Annotated in this window: 17 protein-coding genes, 1 pseudogene and 1 riboswitch; of the genes and pseudogenes, 14 read left to right on the top strand and 4 right to left on the bottom strand. The window is 72.7% G+C overall.

What is annotated here, in order from left to right; genetic code table 11:
* Positions 1-440: 440 nt before the first annotated feature.
* Positions 441-1,106, bottom strand: coding sequence for a class II aldolase/adducin family protein (locus AB0K36_RS23700; protein WP_364597751.1), 666 nt, complete (start codon positions 1,104-1,106; stop codon positions 441-443).
* 211 nt (positions 1,107-1,317) lie between these two features.
* On the opposite strand from AB0K36_RS23700, the gene AB0K36_RS23695 reads away from it, so the two are divergent.
* The 7 genes from AB0K36_RS23695 to AB0K36_RS23665 all read left to right on the top strand — a co-directional run bounded on the left by AB0K36_RS23695 (position 1,318) and on the right by AB0K36_RS23665 (position 9,713).
* Positions 1,318-2,547 carry an inorganic phosphate transporter gene (locus AB0K36_RS23695; protein ID WP_364597749.1) on the top strand — a complete coding sequence of 410 codons (1,230 nt, stop codon included), beginning with the start codon at positions 1,318-1,320 and terminating at the stop codon, positions 2,545-2,547.
* A 12-nt stretch (positions 2,548-2,559) separates the two neighbouring features.
* Positions 2,560-2,781: a hypothetical protein gene (locus tag AB0K36_RS23690; RefSeq protein ID WP_159693227.1), complete on the top strand. Its 222-nt coding sequence runs from the start codon at positions 2,560-2,562 to the stop codon at positions 2,779-2,781.
* A gap of 123 nt (positions 2,782-2,904) precedes the next feature.
* A riboswitch (cobalamin riboswitch) is annotated at positions 2,905-3,047 on the top strand.
* Between the two features lie 89 nt (positions 3,048-3,136).
* On the top strand, positions 3,137-4,090 hold the full coding sequence (locus AB0K36_RS23685; protein WP_364597746.1) for a cobalamin biosynthesis protein: 954 nt from the start codon (positions 3,137-3,139) through the stop codon (positions 4,088-4,090).
* On the top strand, positions 4,087-5,595 hold the full coding sequence (locus AB0K36_RS23680) for a cobyric acid synthase (RefSeq protein WP_364597744.1): 1,509 nt from the start codon (positions 4,087-4,089) through the stop codon (positions 5,593-5,595). The genes AB0K36_RS23685 and AB0K36_RS23680 overlap by 4 nt, the downstream gene beginning before the upstream one ends.
* Before the next feature lie 88 nt (positions 5,596-5,683).
* Positions 5,684-7,729: a putative cobaltochelatase gene (locus AB0K36_RS23675; protein WP_364597741.1), complete on the top strand. Its 2,046-nt coding sequence runs from the start codon at positions 5,684-5,686 to the stop codon at positions 7,727-7,729.
* Complete coding sequence (gene cobO, locus AB0K36_RS23670) at positions 7,729-8,337, top strand: cob(I)yrinic acid a,c-diamide adenosyltransferase (RefSeq protein ID WP_053557448.1); 609 nt, start codon at positions 7,729-7,731, stop codon at positions 8,335-8,337. The genes AB0K36_RS23675 and cobO overlap by 1 nt, the downstream gene beginning before the upstream one ends.
* On the top strand, positions 8,331-9,713 hold the full coding sequence (locus AB0K36_RS23665) for a cobyrinic acid a,c-diamide synthase CobB (RefSeq protein ID WP_364597738.1): 1,383 nt from the start codon (positions 8,331-8,333) through the stop codon (positions 9,711-9,713). Before cobO ends, AB0K36_RS23665 begins: the two co-directional genes overlap by 7 nt.
* 41 nt (positions 9,714-9,754) lie before the next feature.
* Here AB0K36_RS23665 and AB0K36_RS23660 read toward each other — a convergent pair whose 3' ends face one another.
* Positions 9,755-10,474 carry a ZIP family metal transporter gene (locus AB0K36_RS23660; RefSeq protein WP_364597735.1) on the bottom strand — a complete coding sequence of 240 codons (720 nt, stop codon included), beginning with the start codon at positions 10,472-10,474 and terminating at the stop codon, positions 9,755-9,757.
* 374 nt (positions 10,475-10,848) lie between these two features.
* Here AB0K36_RS23660 and AB0K36_RS23655 point away from each other — a divergent pair.
* Both AB0K36_RS23655 and cobC read left to right on the top strand, forming a co-directional pair.
* Positions 10,849-11,214: pseudogene (locus AB0K36_RS23655) on the top strand (cobalamin biosynthesis protein); the annotation flags it as partial.
* Between the two features lie 159 nt (positions 11,215-11,373).
* Positions 11,374-12,474, top strand: coding sequence for an Rv2231c family histidinol phosphate aminotransferase CobC (gene cobC, locus AB0K36_RS23650; protein WP_364597732.1), 1,101 nt, complete (start codon positions 11,374-11,376; stop codon positions 12,472-12,474).
* A 139-nt stretch (positions 12,475-12,613) separates the two neighbouring features.
* On the opposite strand, the gene AB0K36_RS23645 is transcribed toward cobC, so the two are convergent.
* Both AB0K36_RS23645 and AB0K36_RS23640 read right to left on the bottom strand, forming a co-directional pair.
* Positions 12,614-13,582 (bottom strand): SCO1860 family LAETG-anchored protein, encoded by a 969-nt coding sequence (locus tag AB0K36_RS23645; RefSeq protein WP_364597729.1) that lies wholly within the window; start codon positions 13,580-13,582, stop codon positions 12,614-12,616.
* Between the two features lie 417 nt (positions 13,583-13,999).
* A complete protein-coding gene (locus tag AB0K36_RS23640) occupies positions 14,000-15,085 on the bottom strand; it encodes an amidohydrolase family protein (protein WP_364597726.1) in 1,086 nt (361 codons plus the stop codon).
* Between the two features lie 116 nt (positions 15,086-15,201).
* Between AB0K36_RS23640 and AB0K36_RS23635 the strand changes: the two genes are divergently transcribed.
* The 5 genes from AB0K36_RS23635 (at position 15,202) to thpD (ending at position 19,952) form a co-directional block, all read left to right on the top strand.
* Complete coding sequence (locus AB0K36_RS23635; RefSeq protein WP_364597723.1) at positions 15,202-16,302, top strand: pyridoxal-phosphate-dependent aminotransferase family protein; 1,101 nt, start codon at positions 15,202-15,204, stop codon at positions 16,300-16,302.
* Between the two features lie 427 nt (positions 16,303-16,729).
* Positions 16,730-17,260 (top strand): diaminobutyrate acetyltransferase, encoded by a 531-nt coding sequence (gene ectA / locus AB0K36_RS23630; protein WP_364597721.1) that lies wholly within the window; start codon positions 16,730-16,732, stop codon positions 17,258-17,260.
* 92 nt (positions 17,261-17,352) lie between these two features.
* The gene (gene ectB / locus AB0K36_RS23625) at positions 17,353-18,621 is read left to right on the top strand and encodes a diaminobutyrate--2-oxoglutarate transaminase (RefSeq protein WP_364597718.1); all 1,269 of its coding nucleotides are present in this window, start codon (positions 17,353-17,355) and stop codon (positions 18,619-18,621) included.
* 32 nt (positions 18,622-18,653) lie between these two features.
* Positions 18,654-19,052: an ectoine synthase gene (locus AB0K36_RS23620; RefSeq protein WP_005319062.1), complete on the top strand. Its 399-nt coding sequence runs from the start codon at positions 18,654-18,656 to the stop codon at positions 19,050-19,052.
* A gap of 3 nt (positions 19,053-19,055) precedes the next feature.
* Positions 19,056-19,952 (top strand): ectoine hydroxylase, encoded by an 897-nt coding sequence (gene thpD / locus AB0K36_RS23615; RefSeq protein WP_189475624.1) that lies wholly within the window; start codon positions 19,056-19,058, stop codon positions 19,950-19,952.
* Positions 19,953-20,050: the final 98 nt, after the last annotated feature.

The following is a 20,050-nucleotide window of genomic DNA, read 5'->3' as shown; positions in this document are numbered from 1 at the left end:
CCCGCCCCCGGAGCTCCGCGCCTCGAACTCCCCGTGCGGCCTGGCGGCCGTAGGGACCCCGCTCCCCGCGACCGGGGCAGGGCCGGGGCCCACCGGTCCGTGGCCCCCCGGATCTGCCCGCGCTCGCGCGGTCTATTCGGGGGCTCCGCACCTGCCCCCGCGTCTCGATCTCCGGCGGGCCGGAGAAGCCTCCGTGCGGAGGAGGCTCAGGAGCGGCCCGGTCAGAGCCGGAGCCGGCGCGTCCGGCCCCGGCCGCCGGCAGAGCTGGAACTGCCGGAAAGCCGGATGCCACCAGCCGCGCCGGACTCCGCCGGCGGCTGAGCGTGGTGCCGTCGGCTGAGCCGGATGTCGGGCCCCGGGCCCTAGGGCTGGAAGGGGCGCTGCCGAAGGCCGTGGGGTCCCGGGTCCGGCCCCGGTTTCGGGGAGGAGGGGTGCCGGAGCTAGGCAGGCGGCTGGCCGTAGTCGTGGAGTTGGTGGGTGACCTCCGCGAGCTGCGCGTCGGAGAGGAGGGTCGGCGTGCGGCCGGGGACGGAGGAGGCCGTCAGCCAGAGGCGGCACATCCACTCGAGCTGGGCCGTGCGGTCGTACGCCTCGGACAGGGTGGCGCCGTAGGTGACGGTGCCGTGGTTCTGGAGGAGGCAGGCCGTGCGGTCGCGCAGGGCGTGGAGCATGTTCCGGGCCAGCTCCTCCGTGCCGTACAGGGCGTAGCCCGCGACGCGGACCGGGCCGCCGAGGGCCGCGGTCATGTAGTGGACGGGCGGCAGCTCGGGGACGAGCGTGGAGACCGCCGTGGCGTGCACGGCGTGCGTGTGCACGACGGCGGCCGCGCCGGTGTGGCGGTGGACAGCGAGGTGCAGCGGCAGCTCGCTGGTGGGCCGCAGGCCGCCGAGGACCTGTCTGCCGTCGAGGTCGACGGCGACGGTGTCCCGCGGGGTGAGCCGGTCGTAGGGGACACCGCTCGGGGTGACGAGGACCAGCTCGCCCACCCGTACGGAGACGTTGCCGGAGGTGCCCACCACGAGACCTTCGGCCGCCGTTCTGCGGGCGGTGTCCACGAGCTCCCGCCATGCGCGTTCGACCGCGCTCTGCCGCGCCTCATCAGTCATGCCCGCGATCCTTTCAGGCGGAGCCGGCCGGGCTCGGGGACACGGAGGGTGTTCGAGTGGCTGCGGGGAGCGCGACGGAGGCCCGAAAACGGACAAGCGGAATCGGCCGTCATCACTTGGGGACACCGCAGCGCCCGACCCAGTTCACCTTCCGTTCATCCAGGTTGCTTACGGTCCTCGCGTCAATGACGTCAAACGATTGCCTGGGTAAATGGAACACATCACACTGCTGCTCGCGATTGTGATCGTGACAGCTCTCGTGTTCGATTTCACGAACGGTTTCCACGACACCGCCAACGCGATGGCGACGACCATCTCGACCGGCGCTCTGAAGCCCAAAACCGCGGTGGCCATGTCCGCCGTTCTGAACCTCGTCGGTGCTTTTCTCTCCGTGGAGGTCGCCAAGACGATCTCCAGTGGACTGGTCGACGAATCAGGCATCACACCTGAAGTCATCTTCGCGGCGCTCGTCGGCGCCATCCTGTGGAACCTGCTCACCTGGCTGGTGGGCCTGCCGTCCAGCTCGTCGCACGCCCTCATGGGCGGTCTGATCGGCGCCACGGTCGCCTCGGTCGGCTTCGGCGGCGTCAACGGCGGCGTCGTCGTCACCAAGGTCCTGATCCCGGCCGTCGCCGCGCCGCTCGTCGCCGGCCTCGCCGCGATGCTGGCGGCCCGGCTGACGTACAAGATCGGCAAGAACACGGACCCGAAGGCCACGGCGAAGGGCTACCGCGCCGGGCAGATCGCCTCCGCGGGCCTGGTCTCCCTGGCGCACGGCACCAACGACGCCCAGAAGACGATGGGCATCATCACGCTGGCCCTCGTGGCCGGCAATGTCGTCGCCCCGGGTTCCAACCCTCCGATGTGGGTCATCGTGTCCGCCGGTGTGGCGATCGCGCTCGGCACCTACCTCGGCGGCTGGCGCATCATCCGCACCATGGGCAAGGGCCTCACCGACCTCCAGCCGCAGCAGGGCTTCGCCGCCCAGACCAGCGCGGCCAGCGTGATCCTCGCCTCCTCCAACCTCGGCTTCTCCCTGTCGACGACGCACTCGTGCTCGGGCGCCGTCATGGGCGCCGGGCTCGGCCGCAAGGGCGGTGTGGTCCGCTGGTCGACCGCCACCCGGATGTTCGTGGCCTGGGGTCTGACCCTGCCGGCCGCCGGTCTCGTCGCGGCGGCTTCCGAGTACGTCACCAAGCAGGGTGACTGGGGTGTCGCGGCCGTCGCCGTCTTCCTCGTCGCCTCCTGCGTCGCGATCTGGTTCATCTCGCGCCGTCAGGTCGTCGACCACACCAACGTCAACGACGTGGAGGAGGAGCCCGCGGGCGTCGTCACGACCGCCATCGCGGCCGTCACCCCGCCGCCCGTCGGTGACCTGAAGGCCACCATCGCGGCCCCGGCAGAACCCGAGACCGAGTCGCCCCGCCCGGCCACGGTGTAAGGAAGTAACGGAATGAAGATCGACTGGACTGCTCTCGGCTCCGTTTTCGGCGTGAGCCTCGTCGCCACCGTCGCGCTGGTGGGACTCTTCACCCTGGGCGTCGTGGGCCTCACCAAGCAGGAGGCGGCCACTCAGGCCGGCGGCTCCGGCGCACTGGCCCGCACCGGCGCGTACGCCTGCTTCGCCCTCTGCGCCGCGGCCGTGTCCTACGGGATCTACCTGATCGTCGTCTGACGACCGCACCGCCTTCGACGGCCGGGCCGCGCGCACCCTTAGGTGTTCGCGGCCCGGCCTTCGTGTGTCCGCCCGTGTGGGGCTCGGCACACTGCCCCGCCGCAGGTCAATGGTGAGTTGACGGGCGTTCGCGCGCGTGGTGGACTGCCGGGGCCAACAACGGCGGCAGAAGAGGAAGTCCGGTGCGAATCCGGCGCGGTCCCGCCACTGTCACCCGGGAGGAACCCCGGGGAGCCAGGAACTCTCACCGCCGGTCACGTCGAACCAGGGCGCGGACCCTGAGTGAGGACTTTTCGCATGCCCGGCCGCGGTACAGCCCTGTCCGTCGGACACCACCCCTGGGATCGCTGATCCCGTGCGTGCCGACCGAGTCTTCGTGTACGGCGCCGCCGCCGGCCTCGCCGGTGACCTGCTCCTCGGCGATCCCCGCCGCGGGCATCCGGTCGCCGCGTTCGGACGGGCCGCGAGCGCCGTCGAGCGTGTCCTTTGGCGTGACCACCGCGGCCGGGGCGCCTTGCACACCGCTGTGTGCGCCGGTGGCGCCGTCGCAGCGGCCGTGCTGGCCTCCCGGGCCGTACGCCGCTCCCCTGCCGCGTCCGTCGCGCTGACCGCCGCCGCCACCTGGGCGGTCGTCGGGGGTACGACCCTGGGGCGGGAGGCCACGGCCATCGGCGACGCGCTGGCCGCCGGGGACGTCGAGGCGGCCCGTGAGCGGCTGCCCCACCTCTGCGGGCGCGACCCGCAAGCCCTGGACGAGCAGCAGATCGCCCGCGCCGTCGTCGAGTCCGTCGCCGAGAACACCTCCGACGCCGTCGTGGGCGCCCTGGTGTGGGGAGCGCTGGCGGGCGTACCCGGGCTGGTCGGCTTCCGGGCGGTCAACACCCTGGACGCGATGGTCGGCCACAAGTCGCCCCGCTACCTGCGGTACGGCTGGGCGTCGGCCCGCCTGGACGACGTCGCCGGGTGGCCCGGCGCCCGGCTGACCGCCGCGCTGGCGGCCGTCTGCGGCCCGGACCGGCGCGGAGCCCTACGGGCCTGGCGCGCGGACGCGGCCAAGCACCCGAGCCCCAACGCGGGCCCTGTGGAGGCGTCTTTCGCGGGCGCCCTGGGGGTCCGGCTGGGCGGTTCCCTCTCGTACGGCGGGCGGGTCGAGCACCGGCCGGTGCTCAACGGGGCCGGGCGTGCGGTGGAGTTCGGTGACATCGGACGGGCGGTGCGGCTGTCGCGCCGGGTCGGCCTGCTGACCCTCGCCGTCTGCGCGGCGGGGCGGGTGCTGCGGCAGGGCCGCGGCGGAAGGAGGCCGGCATGACCGGTGGGGGGCTGCTCGTCGCCGGGACCACCTCGGACGCGGGCAAGAGTGTCGTGACCGCCGGGATCTGCCGGTGGCTGGTGCGCCAGGGTGTGAAGGTGGCGCCGTTCAAGGGGCAGAACATGTCCCTGAACTCGTTCGTGACGCGCGAGGGCGCGGAGATCGGGCGGGCGCAGGCCATGCAGGCGCAGGCCGCGCGCGTGGAGCCGACCGCGCTGATGAATCCCGTACTCCTCAAGCCCGGCAGCGACCGTTCCAGCCAGGTGGTGCTGATGGGCCGGCCGGTCGGCGAGCTGAGCGCCAAGGGGTACCACGGGGGCCGGCAGCGGGAGCTGTTCGAGCCGGTGATGGCGTGCCTTGAGGAGTTGCGGGGCACGTATGACGCCGTGATCTGCGAGGGGGCGGGCAGTCCGGCCGAGATCAATCTGCGCCGCACGGACATCGTGAACATGGGCATCGCGCGGGCCGCCCGGCTGCCGGTGCTCGTGGTCGGGGACATCGACAGGGGCGGCGTCTTCGCCCAGTTCTTCGGTACGACGGCGCTGCTGAGCCCCGAGGACCAGGCCCTTGTGGCGGGCTATCTGGTCAACAAGTTCCGCGGTGACGTGTCGTTGCTGGAGCCGGGGCTCGAGATGCTGCTCGGACTGACCGGGCGGCGGACGTTCGGGGTGCTGCCGTACGCGCACGGGCTCGGTATCGACGAGGAGGACGGCCTGCGGGTGTCCCTGCGCGGCACCGTGCGGGAGTCGGTGGTGGCGCCGCCCGTCGGTGAGGACGTGCTGCGGGTCGCGGTGTGCGCCGTCCCGCTGATGTCGAACTTCACGGACGTGGACGCGCTGGCGGCGGAGCCGGGCGTCGTGGTCCGGTTCGTGGACCGCGCGGAAGAACTCGTGGACGCCGACCTGGTCGTGGTCCCCGGCACGCGCGGCACGGTGAAGGCGCTGGCGTGGCTGCGTGAGCGCGGCCTCGCGGACGCCTTGGTCCGGCGCGCGGCGGAGGGCAGGCCGGTGCTGGGCATCTGCGGCGGCTTCCAGGCGCTGGCCGAACACATCGAGGACGACGTCGAGTCGAGGGCCGGCGCGGTCGACGGGCTCGGACTGCTGCCGGTACGGGTGCGGTTCGCGCCGGAGAAGACCCTCGCACGGCCCGTCGGCGAGGCGCTCGGCGCGCGCGTCGAGGGCTACGAGATCCATCACGGCGTCGCCCGGGTACTCGGCGGCGACGCCTTCCTGGACGGCTGCCGGGTGGGCTCCGTGTGGGGCACGCACTGGCACGGGTCCCTGGAGAGCGACGGCTTCCGGCGGGCGTTCCTGCGGGAGGTCGCCGCACAGGCGGGCCGCCGCTTCGTGCCCGCGCCGGACACGTGCTTCGCCGCGCTGCGGGAGGAGCAGCTGGACCGGCTGGGGGATCTGATCGAAGAACACGCGGACACGGGGGCGTTGATGCGGCTGATCGAGGAAGGGGCGCCGGCGGGACTGCCGTTCATCCCTCCGGGCGCGCCGTGAGAGCGGTCGCCGGGCAATCGGCCCGCCGTCGAATCCGACAGGGCACAGGCGAGCCGCTCCGCGGCTCCAGCGAAGGAGTGATCAGGCGATGAGCACCCCCTATCCGTTCACCGCGGTCGTCGGGATGGACGATCTGCGGCTGGCCCTGCTGCTCAACGCGGTCAGTCCGGCGGTCGGCGGCGTGCTCGTGCGCGGCGAGAAGGGGACCGCCAAGTCGACCGCCGTGCGGGCGCTCGCGTCCCTCATGCCGGACGTCGACGTGGTCGCGGGCTGCCGGTTCTCCTGCGCCCCCACGGCCCCGGACCCGGCGTGTCCTGACGGCCCGCACGAGGCGGGGCCGGCGGTGGCGCGGCCGACGCGCATGGTGGAGCTGCCCGTCGGCGCTTCCGAGGACCGGCTCGTCGGGGCTCTCGACATCGAGCGGGCGCTCGCGGAGGGCGTGAAGGCGTTCGAGCCCGGCCTGCTGGCGGACGCGCACCGTGGGCTGCTGTACGTCGACGAGGTCAATCTGCTGCACGACCACCTCGTCGACCTGTTGCTGGACGCCGCCGCCATGGGCGCTTCGTACGTCGAGCGTGAAGGCGTCTCCGTACGGCACGCCTCCCGCTTCCTGCTCGTCGGGACCATGAACCCCGAGGAGGGCGAGCTGCGGCCGCAGTTGCTGGACCGCTTCGGGCTCACCGTGGAGGTCGCGGCCTCGCGCGACCCCGATCAGCGGGTGGAGGTCGTACGGCGCAGGCTCGCGTACGACGACGACCCTGCCGGCTTCGCGGCGCGCTGGGCCGGTGAGGAGGAGGCGCTGCGCGAGCGGATCGTGACGGCGCGGGAACTGCTGCCGCGGGTGGTGCTCGGTGATGTGGCGCTGCGTCAGATCGCCGCCACCTGCGCCGCGTTCGAGGTGGACGGCATGCGTGCGGACATCGTGATGGCCCGTACGGCGACCGCGCTGGCCGCATGGGCGGGCCGGGACGAGGTCACGGAGGAGGACGTCCGGCAGGCCGCGCTGCTGGCGCTGCCGCACCGCAGGCGCCGCAACCCGTTCGACGCGCCGGGCCTGGACGAGAGCAAACTGGACGAGACGCTGGACGAGTTCGGCGGTCACGACGAGCCGGACGGGGACCCGGACCCGACCGACCCGGACCCCGACCCCGGTCCCGAGGGCGGGCCCGACGGCGGAGGCGGCGGGGTGCCGCCGCAGGGCAGCGGACCGGACAGCGGTGAGGCGGCCGGGTCCGCGCCGGAGAGCGGTCAGGCGCCGGTACCGGCGCCGGGCGCGGGCGCCGAGCAGCAGCCCGCGCGGGCCACGGAGCCCTTCCGTACCAAGATGCTCAGCGTGCCCGGCCTGGGCGAGGGAGCGGCGGGGCGCAGGTCCCGGGCGCGTACCGAGCACGGCCGTACCACCGGCGCACGACGGCCCCAGGGCGCGCTCACCAAACTGCACCTGACCGCCACCGTGCAGGCCGCCGCTCCGCACCAGCGCGCCCGCGGGCGCAGCGGCCCCGGGCTGGTGGTCCGCCGGGACGACATGCGGCAGGCGACCCGTGAGGGGCGTGAGGGGAACCTCGTGCTGTTCGTGGTCGACGCGTCCGGTTCGATGGCGGCCAGGAAGCGGATGGGCGCGGTCAAGGGCGCGGTGCTGTCCCTCCTGCTCGACGCGTACCAGCGGCGCGACAAGGTGGGGCTGATCACCTTCCGCGGCAAGGGCGCGGAGCTGGCCCTGCCGCCCACGTCCTCGGTGGACGCGGCGGCGGCCCGGCTGGAGTCGCTGCCGACGGGCGGCCGTACGCCGCTGGCGCAGGGACTGCTCAAGGCACAGGACGTACTGCGTATCGAGCGGCTGCGTGATCCGACGCGCCGTCCGCTGATGGTGGTGGTCACCGACGGCCGGGCCACGGCCGCGGGGTCCGGCGACGCGTTCGCGCCGGCCCTGCGCGCCGCACGGCTGCACGCCGCGGAGGGGACCGCGGCCGTCGTCGTGGACTGTGAGGCCGGGCCGGTGCGGCTCGGCCTGGCCGGCACACTCGCGCGGGAGCTGGGCGGCAGTGCCGTCACTCTCGACGAACTGCGGGCCGAATCGATCGCCGGGCTCGTCAAGGACGTCCGGGACGTATCCGCCACAAGGAGGGCCGCGTAATGCCGCAGGGACAGCCGTCCGTCGTACCGGACGACGGACTCACCACCCGCCAGCGCCGTAACCGTCCGCTGGTGTTCGTGCACACGGGCATCGGCAAGGGCAAGTCGACGGCCGCCTTCGGGCTGGCGCTGCGGGCCTGGAACCAGGGCTGGCCGGTCGGGGTGTTCCAGTTCGTCAAGTCGGCGAAGTGGAAGGTCGGCGAGGAGAACGCGCTCAAGGTGCTGGGCGCGAGCGGCGAGGGCGGCACGGTCGCCTGGCACAAGATGGGCGAGGGCTGGTCGTGGATCCAGCGCGCCCCCGCGGAGGGCGAGCAGTCCAACGAGGACAAGGCCCGTGAGGGCTGGGAGCAGGTCAAGCGGGACCTCGCCGCCGAGACGCACAAGCTGTACGTGCTCGACGAGTTCGCCTACCCCCTGCACTGGGGCTGGATCGACACCGACGAGGTGATCGAGGTGCTGCGCGGGCGGCCCGGCACCCAGCATGTGGTGATCACCGGCCGCAACGCGCCGCAGAAGCTGATCGACTTCGCCGACCTGGTCACGGACATGTCGAAGGTCAAGCACCCGATGGACGCGGGTCAGAAGGGCCAGCGGGGCATCGAGTGGTAGCACGTCTCGTCATCGCCGCGCCGTCCTCCGGCGCGGGCAAGACAACGGTCGCGACGGGCCTGATGGCAGCGTTCACGGCGGCCGGTCTCGCGGTCTCCCCGCACAAGGTGGGCCCGGACTACATCGACCCCGGCTACCACGCGCTGGCCACCGGGCGGCCGGGCCGCAACCTCGACGCGTACCTCTGCGGTACGGAGCTGGTCGCCCCGCTGTTCCGGCACGGTGCCGGCGACTGCGAACTCGCCGTCGTCGAGGGCGTGATGGGTCTGTTCGACGGAGCCGCCGACCAGGGCGAGCTGGCCTCGACCGCACAGGTCGCCAAGCTGTTGCGCGCCCCCGTGGTGCTGGTGGTCGACGCGTCGTCGCAGTCCCGGTCGGTGGCGGCGCTGGTGCACGGGTTCGCGTCGTGGGACCCGGAGGTACGCATCGGCGGGGTGATCCTCAACAAGGTCGCCACCGACCGGCACGAGCACCTGCTGCGGGAGGCGCTCGGCGGGTCGGGCGTGCCGGTGCTCGGTGTGCTGCGGCGTGCGGCCGAGGTGGCGACGCCGTCGCGTCACCTGGGACTGGTGCCGGTCGCCGAACGGCAGGCTGAGGCGGTGGACGCGGTGGCGTCGATGGCCGAGCAGGTGCGGGCGGGGTGCGACCTCGACGGGCTGCTGGCGCTGGCGCGCAGCGCGCCTCCCTTGCACGCACAGGCGTGGGAGCCCGTGTTCGGGGCAGGTCCGCACGCCGGGGACGCGGCCGCGTCGTCCGCCACGGGCGCGGGGGCCGTGCGGCCGGTGGTGGCGGTCGCCGGGGGCGCGGCGTTCACGTTCTCGTACGCCGAGCACGTGGAACTGCTGCGGGCCGCCGGGGCCGAGGTCGTGGCCTTCGACCCGCTCCGGGACGAGCAACTCCCCGAGGGGACCCGCGGTGTCGTCATCGGCGGCGGCTTCCCCGAGGTGTACGCGCCCGAGCTGTCCGCGAACGAGCCGCTGCGCAAGGCGGTCGCCGAACTGGCGCGCTCAGGCGCGCCGGTCGCGGCCGAGTGCGCGGGGCTGCTCTACCTGGCCCGGTCGCTGGACGGCAGGCCCATGTGCGGCGTGCTGGACGCCGACGCGCGCATGTCGGGCCGGCTGACCCTCGGTTACCGGGAGGCCGTCGCGGTGAGCGACAGCCCGCTCGCGGCGGCGGGAACACGGCTGCGGGGCCACGAGTTCCACCGCACGGTGCTGGAGCCGGGCGCGGGGCCGGTGCCCGCGTGGGGCATGGTGCGGCCGGAGCGCCGGGTCGAGGGCTTCGTGCAGCAGGGCGTGCACGCCAGCTACCTGCACACGCACTGGGCGTCGCGGCCGGAGGTGGCCGCCCGGTTCGTGGCGGCGTGCGCCCAATGAGCGGGGGAAGAGCCAGGGGAGCGGCGGCTTCCTTCACGGTGTCACTCGGCCACGCCGACGACCAGCCAGATGAAGCTCACTCCCCCGACGGTGCACAACAGGGTGGAGCGGGCCGGGTGTTCGTGGTGCGCCTCGGGCAGGATCTCGGCGGCGGCCAGGTACAGCAGCGCGCCGCCGAAGAAGCCGAGGTAGCTGCCGAGAAGATCCTCAGGAAGAGTGAACAGCACGGTCGACGCCGCGCCGACGACGGGGGCGGCCGCGTCGGCGAAGAGCATCATGTTCGCCTTGCGGCGGGTGTTCCCGTACAGGCTGGTGATCGTGTACGTGTTGAACCCGTCGGCGAAGTCGTGGGTGACGACGGCGAGCGCCACGGCGGCGCCCATCCCGCCGCCGACCTGGAACGCGACGCCGAGCGCGATGCCGTCCATCAGGCTGTGCGCGACCATGGCCGCGGCCGCCGTCAGACCCACCTGCGGCACGCGGTGGTCCGCCCCGTGCGCCGCCTGCCGTACGGCCAGCAGCCGTTCGACCATGTGCGCCGTGAGGAAGCCGCCGACGAACAGCAGCAGGGCCTGCGGCACGCCCAGCACCGGTGCGCCCGCGGCCTCCAGCGCCTCCGGCAGCAGCTCGAGGCCGACGACACCGAGCATCAGCCCCCCGGCCAGGCCCAGCACGAGGTGACGGCGGTCGGTGACACGACCGGCCGTCCAGCCTCCGAAGAGCGTCATCAGGAACGCGCCGAGCGCGACGATCACCGCCATGCGCCCTTGCTAGCCGATCCCGGGACGCTCCCGCACATCGCTGTGCGTCCGGTTCACCCGGTTGACCGGCCGTCGGCCACGGTCGGAACAGCCACTGACCGGCCGTCGGCCGCCGACAGGAGGGCCGCCTCGTGAACGATGCCGTGACCCGGTCGCCGCGCGGCACCACGACCGGTCCGGCAGCCGGTGCGACGACAGGCACCGCGACCCGGCCGCCGGACGGTTCGACGGACGGCACGACGGCGGACGCCGTCAGCAGCCCGCCGGACGGCTCGGCGGACGGTGCGACGACAGGCGCCGCGAGCCGCCCGATGGACGGCCCGACGACAGACTGCGCGACCGGCCCGACGGGCGGCTCCGCCGCAGGGTCCGGGGGCCTGGTCGTCGGTGTCGGCGCGTCACGTGGCGTGCCGGCCGACGAGGTGCACGGCCTGGTCGAGGAGGCGCTGCGCGAGGCGGGGCTGTCGGCGGCCGACGTGGTGGCCCTGGCGACCGTCGACGCGAAAGCGGCGGAGCCCGGCGTGCTGGGCGCCGCGGAGCGCCTGGGCGTTCCGTTGTGGACGTACGGCGCGGAGCGTTTGGCGCGGGTTCCCGTGGAGAACCCGTCCCGCGCCGCACTGTGTGCGGTGGGGACGCCGTCGGTCGCCGAGGCCGCGGCGCTGGCGGGCGGCGGCGAACTGCTGGTCCCCAAAAGGCGGTCCGCACCGTCGGGCCGGCCTGCCGGTGCGACGTGCGCGATCGCTCTCCTGGGGTCGCGGACGTCGTCGACCACTGCCGTGACGCGGCCGCAGAGGACATGATGTCCGTGCGTTTGTTCACCTCCGTTCGATCCCTCATTGTTCGCCCCCACACCGAGGAGACTTCCGTGACCAGTTCTCCCCCACCACGGCACGGCAGCCATGTACAGGCACGCTGAGCACCCCGAGCGCCCGGAGGATCCGGAGCAGCGTTCCGGCGGGCACGATCTGCGGCACCACGGCGACGCGGAGGTGCGGGACGGCGCGGCGGGTCTGATCGACCTCGCCGTCAACGTCCGTACCGGCACGCCTCCGAGCTGGCTGCGCGAGCGCATCACTGCTTCGCTCGGGTCACTCGCCGCGTACCCGGACGGCCGGGCCGCCCGCGCCGCCGTCGCCCGCAGGCACGGGCTGCCGGAGGACCATGTCCTGCTGACGGCGGGCGCGGCGGAGGCGTTCGTGCTGCTGGCGCGCGCCCTTCCGGTGCGGCGGCCTCTTGTGGTGCACCCGCAGTTCACGGAGCCGGAGGCGGCGCTGCGTGACGCGGGCCATGCCGTGGAGCGGCTGCTGCTGCGCGAGGAGGACGGGTTCCGGCTCGACCCGAAGGCCGTTCCGGACGAGGCGGACATGGTCGTCATCGGCAATCCGACCAATCCGACGTCCGTGCTGCACACCGCTGAGGACATAGCCCTGCTGGCCCGGCCCGGGCGTCTGCTCGTGGTGGACGAGGCGTTCATGGACGCGGTGCCGGGCGAACGCGAGGCGCTGGCGGGGCGGACGGACGTACCCGGCCTCGTGGTGCTGCGCAGTCTCACGAAGACATGGGGGCTCGCGGGCCTGCGGATCGGCTACGTGCTCGCGGAGCCGCGGACGATCGCGGCACTGGAGCGGGCGCAGCCGCTGTGGCCGGTGTCGACGCCGGCGCTGGTCGCGGCGGAGGCCTGCATGGGCCGGGCGGCGCTGGCGGAGGCGGAGGCGGCGTCGCTGCGGATCGCCGCGGACCGTGCCCATCTGCTGGCGGGACTGGCCGAGTTCGAGGAGGTCCGGGCGGTGGAGGCGGCCGAGGGGCCGTTCGTCCTCGTACGGGTGCGGCGCGCGGCGCAGGTGCGCGAGCGGCTGCGGCTGCTCGGTTTCGCGGCCAGGCGCGGGGACACGTTCCCCGGCCTCGACGACGAGTGGCTGCGGCTCGCGGTGCGCGACCGCGTCACGACGAACCGTTTCCTCCAGGCACTCGACCAGGCGCTGACGATGGTCGGTCACTGACGGCACCGGGACGCCGAGGCACCGGCGCCCCGGGCACGTGGCTCCCGGTGCCCGGCGCGCCGGGAGCTGCCCGGGTACGGAGGCGGTGGCGGCCGGGTCCCTCTCCCCTCCTCGAGGGCCCGGCCGCCGTGGCCGGGCGTCAGCCCCTGGAGCGGCGACGGCCGAAGAGGGTCGCCGCGGCACCGGCGGCGAGCAGGACGGCCGCGCCGCCCGCGAGGTACGGCGTCCTGGAACTTCCGCCCGTCGCCGCGAGGTTGTCCTCGCCGGGCTGCTCGCCGGACTGGGCGGAGACCCCCTCGGCGGGCTTCTCACCGGCCGGCTCGTCGTCCGCGGGCCTGTCGTCCGCGGGGGGCGCCGGCTCGGCCGGCTTCGCGGTCCCGCCCGACGACGCGCCGGGTGTCTCGCAGGTCGCCTCCGCGAGCGTCACCTCGCCGTCGACCTCGGCGACGTTCAGCTCCAGCGGGTTGACGGCGACCTTGAGCTGCAGGGCCGTCGCGGCGGCCGTACGGGACGTGGTGCGGGTCTTGGACAGCTCGAGGCTCACCTCGCCCACGCCCGGCACCTCGACGCGCGTCGGGCCGCCCGTGCTGAGTGTGACCTTCTTGCCGAGCACCCTCACCTTGCCCAGCAGGTTCGACTCGGCGACGGGCTGCCGGCCGCTCTCGCAGACGGCCTTCGACGTGACCTGCTCGACCTCGATCAGCGACAGCAGCGGAAGACCGGGCACGTGCACCCTGGCGTTGGCCAGCTTGCTGTGGGCCTCGGCCTTGCCGCTCTCCACCGTGGCCTTCGAGGTCGCCACGTCCGCGCGCAGCACCTGGACGTGCCCGCCCTTCCCCACTCCGTCCAACTCCACGCTCAGCGCGGTCTTCTCGGCGCTGCCCGGGGCCCGGACCTCGTTGAGCGTCGTCCTGAGCGGCACGTGGACCGTCTTGTCGAGCAGGGAGACGTCCAGGCCGGTACGGAGCACGACCGCGGTGGCACTTCCCTCACCGCCGCCGGTGGCGTGGGCAGGGCCGGCGAGCGCCACAGGCGCGGCGGCCAGAGCGGCGACGGCCGTCGCCGCGGCGGCCTTGCGTGCGGGCATGCGGAAGGTGTTGCTGTTCAAGGTGGTGGAACCCCCACGGAGACATGGGGCCGCCTGCCGTCGCACGGGGACACGTGGACGGCGGCGACCGGGACACCGAAATCTTTACGCACGGAGAGTGAACGGACAGACACCTGACGCGAGTTCACCCTAAAGTGGGGTTTCCGTGTTCGTATTCGATTCTTGAGGCACGCGCGTTCCCGTACGGCGCACCCGTCACCGTCCAAGGGTGGTGCGCCGGTCCACCACCGAGGGCGCGTGCGAGGCTTCCCGGCAACGGGCGTTGAGTGCCTCAACGAACGGCGACGGCGCCCGGTAACGCCCTGTCAACCCGGCACCGCCCGCCCGTCCGCGGCAGTCGCCCCTTGCGGAGACCGCCTCCGCGGACGTCACCGTTCCACGGAGACCGCCTCCGCGGACGTCACCCTTCCGCGGAGGTCATTCGACGATCCGCCCGTCGAGGACGATCCGGCGCGGCGCCGCGAGCACCCGCACATCGGCCCGCGGGTCCTCGTCGTACACCACCAGGTCGGCCGGGGCGCCCTCCTCCAGCGCCGGGCGGCCCAGCCAGCTCCTGGCTCCCCACGTGGTCGCCGACAGGGCCTCGAGCGGCGGGATGCCCGCCTTCACCAGCTCGGCGACCTCCGCGGCCACCAGCCCGTGCGCGAGGGAACCGCCGGCGTCCGTGCCGACGAAGACCGGCACGCCGGCGTCGTAGGCCCCGCGCACGGTGTCGTAGCGGCGCTCGTGCAGCCGGCGCATATGGGCGGACCACCGGGGGAACCTGGACTCCCCGCCCGCGGCAAGAGCGGGGAAGGTGGCGATGTTGACCAAGGTCGGGACGATGGCGACGCCGCGCTCCGCGAACAGCGGGATCGTCTCCTCCGTGAGGCCGGTCGCGTGCTCGATGCAGTCGATGCCGGCCTCGACGAGGTCGCGCAGCGAGTCCTCCGCGAAGCAGTGCGCCGTCACCCGGGCGCCCAGACGGTGGGCCTCCGCGATGGCCGCCTCCACGGCCCCGCGCGGCCAGCAGGCGGTCAGGTCACCGGCGTCCCTGTCGATCCAGTCACCGACGAGTTTGACCCAGCCGTCGCCGCGCCGTGCCTCGCGCGCGACGTACGCCACCAGGTCCTCGGGCTCGATCTCGTGCGCGTAGTTGCGGATGTAGCGCCGGGTGCGGGCGATGTGCCTGCCCGCCCGGATGATCTTCGGCAGGTCCTCGCGCTCGTCGATCCAGCGGGTGTCGGAGGGAGATCCCGCGTCGCGGATCAGCAGCGTGCCCGCCTCGCGGTCGGTCAGGGCCTGCTTCTCGCTGGTCGCGGCGTCGACCGGGCCGTGGTGGTCGAGACCGACGTGGCAGTGGGCGTCCACCAGCCCTGGCAGCGCCCAGCCGTGCACGGTGACCGCCTCGGCGCGGGGGCGTTCGAAGGTGATCCGGCCGTCGACCGCCCACAGTTCGTCCCGCACCTCCTCGGGCCCGACGAGCACCCGCCCCTTCACATGCAGCACCGTGTGATCGCTCATGCCAGGAACTGTACGAGGCCCTCGGTACTCTCGAGCGAGAGCCCGAACACTGTCCGAACACCGTCCGGCCCTGGTGGGAACACCGGCCGGACGACCGAGAGAAACCGAGCACCGCCGTGACACACCCGCTGCTGGACCTCGCCCCGCTGACCGCCGCGCACTTCGCGTCCATCGAGCGCCGGGTCGCGGCGCTGCTCGGCACCGAGCAGGACGTGGTCGTGATGCAGGGCGAGGCCCTGCTGCCCCTCGAGGGCTGCATCCGCGGCGGCGCGCACCCCGGTTCGACGGCGCTGAACGTGGTCACGGGCCCCTACGGCCAGACCTTCGGCAACTGGCTGCGCGACTGCGGGGCCGATGTGGTGGACCTCGAGGTGCCCTTCCACACGGCGGTGAGCGCCGAGCAGGTGGCGCGGGTGCTGGCCGAGCACCCGGAGATCGACTTCGTCTCCCTGGTGCACGCCGAGGCGGCGACGGGCAACACCAACCCCGTCGCGGAGATCGGCGAGGTCGTACGGGCGCACGGCGCGCTGTTCATGCTGGACGCGGTCGCGTCCGTGGCCGCGGAGCCCCTGCTCCCCGACGCCTGGGGCGTGGACCTGTGCGTGATCGGCGCGCAGAAGGCGATGGGCGGCCCCGCCGGCGTCTCCGCCGTGTCGGTGAGCGAGCGGGCCTGGGAGCGCATCGCCGCCAACCCGGCCGCGCCCCGCGGCTCGTACCTGTCGCTGCTCGACTGGAAGCAGCGCTGGATCGACGGTGGACGCAAGGCCCTGCTGCACGCGCCCGCGCAGCTGGAGATGCTGGCGCTCGAGGCGTGCCTCGAGCGGATCGGGTCGGAGGGCCTGGACGCCGTGACGGCCCGGCACGCGGCGGCCGCCGCGGCCACCCGCGCGGGAGCGTTGGCGCTCGGCGGTGGTATCGCCCCCTATGTGCACGAGGCACGGCACGCCGCCCCGGTCGCGACCACGCTGCGCGCCCCCGCCGGGGTGGACGCGAGGGACCTGGTGGCGAAGGCGCTCGCCGCCGACCCATCGCTGCCGGTGATGGCCGGTGGCGGCCCGCTCGCCTCGGAGATGATCCGGATCAACCACTACGGCGTGGACGCGACCCGTGGCGTGGTGCAGTCGTCCCTCGCGGCGCTGGGCGGCGCGCTGGCCGAGCACGGCCGGCCTGTCGATCTCGAGGGCGCGCGCCGGGCGGCCGGCGAGAGCTGGGACTGACGACCGGGCGGCCCCGTTCCGGCGGGGCCTCTGCCCGCTCCGCGTCGCCGCGGCGTTCTCCGGCAGGCTCCTCACATCGAATCCCGGTGTCCCGCGTACATCCCGCATAAACAAACCGAACAAATGCGGGAGCAAATTCAGGTTCACTCCGGTAAACAGCTCCCCGCATTCTGCTGCCCCGGATCCCGACCGTTAAACGTAGGGATTCATATCGTTTTCAGGGTCGATTCAATCATGTGTCAACGGGGTTGCCGCCATGTGACCGACACCACAGAGAGACCGATATGCCCGGATATATCCGGGCAAACACGAGCGATCGCCCGACGATTCGCAGCGAGCTCGCACGCGCGCGATAACACAACGGCTCTCTTCACCCAACCCCCTGGCCCGATGCAATCCACGAATTTGCTCGGTAAATTGAATCGACATGACCGCCGCACAAGAAGACCTTGTACGAGCCCGAGACGAATTCCTTGAGATCGACACCCCACGAGTGGAGGACGGAGCCGCGATCTGGCGCATCGCCCGCGACTCCGAGGTTCTGGACCTCAACTCCTCGTACAGCTACCTGCTGTGGTGTCGCGACTTCGCGGCCACGTCCGTCGTGGCCCGCGGCCGTGACGGCGAGCCCATCGCCTTCGTCACCGGATACGTACGCCCCGACCGCCCGGAGGCGCTCGTCGTCTGGCAGGTGGCCGTCGACCACGCGCACCGGGGCCGGGGGCTGGCCGGCGTCCTGCTGGACGCACTGACCGCCAAGGTCACCGGCGGACACGGGGTCCGCGAGATAGAGACGACCATCACCCCGGACAACACCGCCTCCGACGCCCTGTTCACCTCCTACGCCAAGCGCCACGGAGCATCCCTCAGCCGCGAGGTCCTCTTCGACGGCGGGCTGTTCCCCGAGGGGACGCACCAGCCGGAAGTGCTGTACCGCATCGGCCCCGTCGCCGCGTGACCGCTGCCGCGCGCCCTGTGCCCGCACGGCACCCCGCGCGCGCCGTGTCATCCCTGACCTCTCGCGCCCACCCCACCCCCATGGAGTTCGCTGTGACCATCACCCCGCCCGCCCTGAGCGTCTTCGAGACCCTCGAGTCCGAGGTGCGCAGCTACTGCCGCGGCTGGCCCGCCGTGTTCGACCGCGCCCAGGGCAGCCACCTCCACGACGAGGACGGCCACACCTACCTCGACTTCTTCGCCGGCGCCGGATCGCTGAACTACGGGCACAACAACCCGGTCCTGAAACGCGCCCTGATCGACTACATCGAGCGCGACGGGATCACCCACGGCCTGGACATGGCCACCACCGCCAAGCGCGCGTTCCTCGAGTCGTTCCAGAACGTGATCCTGCGCCCGCGTGACCTGCCCTACAAGGTCATGTTCCCGGGGCCGACGGGCACCAACGCGGTCGAGGCCGCGCTGAAGCTCGCCCGCAAGGTGAAGGGACGCGAGTCCGTCGTCTCGTTCACCAACGCCTTCCACGGCATGTCGCTCGGCTCGCTCGCCGTCACCGGCAACGCCTTCAAGCGGGCCGGCGCCGGCATCCCGCTGGTGCACGGCACCCCGATGCCGTTCGACAACTACTTCGACGGCCAGGTCCCCGACTTCCTCTGGTTCGAGCGGCTGCTCGAGGACCAGGGTTCGGGCCTGAACAAGCCGGCCGCCGTGATCGTCGAGACGGTCCAGGGCGAGGGCGGCATCAACGTGGCCCGTGCCGAGTGGCTGCGCGCGCTGCAGGACCTGTGCCACCGCCAGGACATGCTGCTGATCGTCGACGACATCCAGATGGGCTGCGGCCGCACCGGCGGCTTCTTCTCCTTCGAGGAGGCCGGCATCGTCCCGGACATCGTCACCGTCTCGAAGTCCATCAGCGGCTACGGCCTGCCCCTGGCGCTCACGCTGTTCAAGCCCGAGCTGGACATCTGGGAGCCGGGCGAGCACAACGGCACGTTCCGCGGCAACAACCCGGCGTTCGTGACCGCCGCCGCGGCCCTCAACACCTACTGGGCCGACGGGCAGATGGAGAAGCAGACCATCGCCCGCGGCGAACAGGTCGAGCGTGCGCTGCTCGCCATCGTCGACGAGATGGGCGGCGAGGGCGTCAGCTTCCGCGGCCGCGGCCTGGTCTGGGGCATGGAGTTCGAGGACAAGCCGCGTGCGTCCGCCGTCTGCGCCCGCGCCTTCGAGCTCGGAATGCTGCTCGAGACGTCCGGGCCGGAGAGCGAGGTCGTGAAGCTGCTGCCGGCGCTGACGATCTCCGCCGACGAGCTGGACGAGGGCCTGCGCATCCTGGCGCGCTCCGTCCGAGAGACCGCCTGACCACCCGCACTACCGAAAGGTGACGAACCACCGTGATCGTCCGATCGTTCAAGGACATCGAGAACACCGAGCGCCACGTGAAGTCCGCTTCCGGCACCTGGGAGAGCAAGCGCATCGTGCTCGCCAAGGAGAAGGTCGGCTTCTCGCTCCACGAGACCGTGCTCTACGCGGGTACGGAGACGTCGATGTGGTACGCGAACCACATCGAGGCCGTGCTCTGCGTGGAGGGTGAGGCCGAGCTGACCAACGACGAGACGGGCGAGACCCACTGGATCGAGCCCGGCACGATGTATCTGCTGGACGGGCACGAGAAGCACACCATGCGCCCCAAGACGGACTTCCGTTGCGTCTGCGTCTTCAATCCCCCCGTCACCGGACGGGAGGACCACGACGAGAACGGCGTCTACCCGCTGCTGACCGAGGAGGGCTGAAAGATGACCACCGCACCCGCACGCACCGACCTGTACCCGACCCGTGGCGCCAGTGAGGTGCTCACCCCCCGCAAGGACCCGGTCGTCTGGTCGGCACCCGGCGCCCCGGGACCGATCGCCACGGCGGACCTCATGGGGTTCGAGCGGGACGGCTTCCTCACCGTCGACCAGTTGATCAGGGACGACGAGGTCGCCGTGTACCGCTCCGAGCTGGAGCGGCTGATCAGCGACCCGGCGGTGCGTGCCGACGAGCGCTCGATCATCGAGCCGAAGTCGCAGGACGTGCGGTCGGTCTTCGAGGTCCACAAGCTCAGCGAGCTGTTCGCCGCGCTGGTGCGCGACGAGCGGGTGGTGGGCAGAGCCCGCCAGATCCTCGGCTCCGACGTGTACGTCCACCAGTCCCGTATCAACGTGAAGCCCGGCTTCGGCGCCTCCGGCTTCTACTGGCACTCGGACTTCGAGACGTGGCACGCGGAGGACGGCCTGCCGAACATGCGCACCGTCTCCGTCTCCATCGCGCTGACCGAGAACTTCGACACCAACGGCGGCCTGATGATCATGCCGGGGTCGCACAGGACGTTCCTCGGCTGCGCGGGTGAGACGCCGAAGGACAACTACAAGAAGTCGCTGCAGATGCAGGACGCCGGCACACCGTCCGACGAGGCGCTGACGCGCTTCGCGGACGACCACGGCATCCGGCTGTTCACCGGCCGGGCCGGGTCGGCGACCTGGTTCGACTGCAACTGCATGCACGGCTCCGGCGACAACATCACGCCGTACCCGCGCAGCAACGTCTTCATCGTGTTCAACAGCGTGGAGAACACGGCGGTCGAGCCGTTCGCGGCGCCGGTGCCGCGGCCCGACTTCATCGGGGCGCGGGACTTCACTCCGGTGCGGTGACCGCACGGCACGACGCGCGGGCGGGCCGGACTCCCTGGGAGTCCGGCCCGCCCCCGTTCGCGTCGGCGCCGCCCCAAGGCCACCACCGGCCGATAAGC

It is taken from the genome of Streptomyces kurssanovii (assembly GCF_040677245.1).
Taxonomy (GTDB): domain Bacteria; phylum Actinomycetota; class Actinomycetes; order Streptomycetales; family Streptomycetaceae; genus Streptomyces; species Streptomyces kurssanovii.
This window is presented reverse-complemented; position numbering and strand designations above follow the sequence as displayed.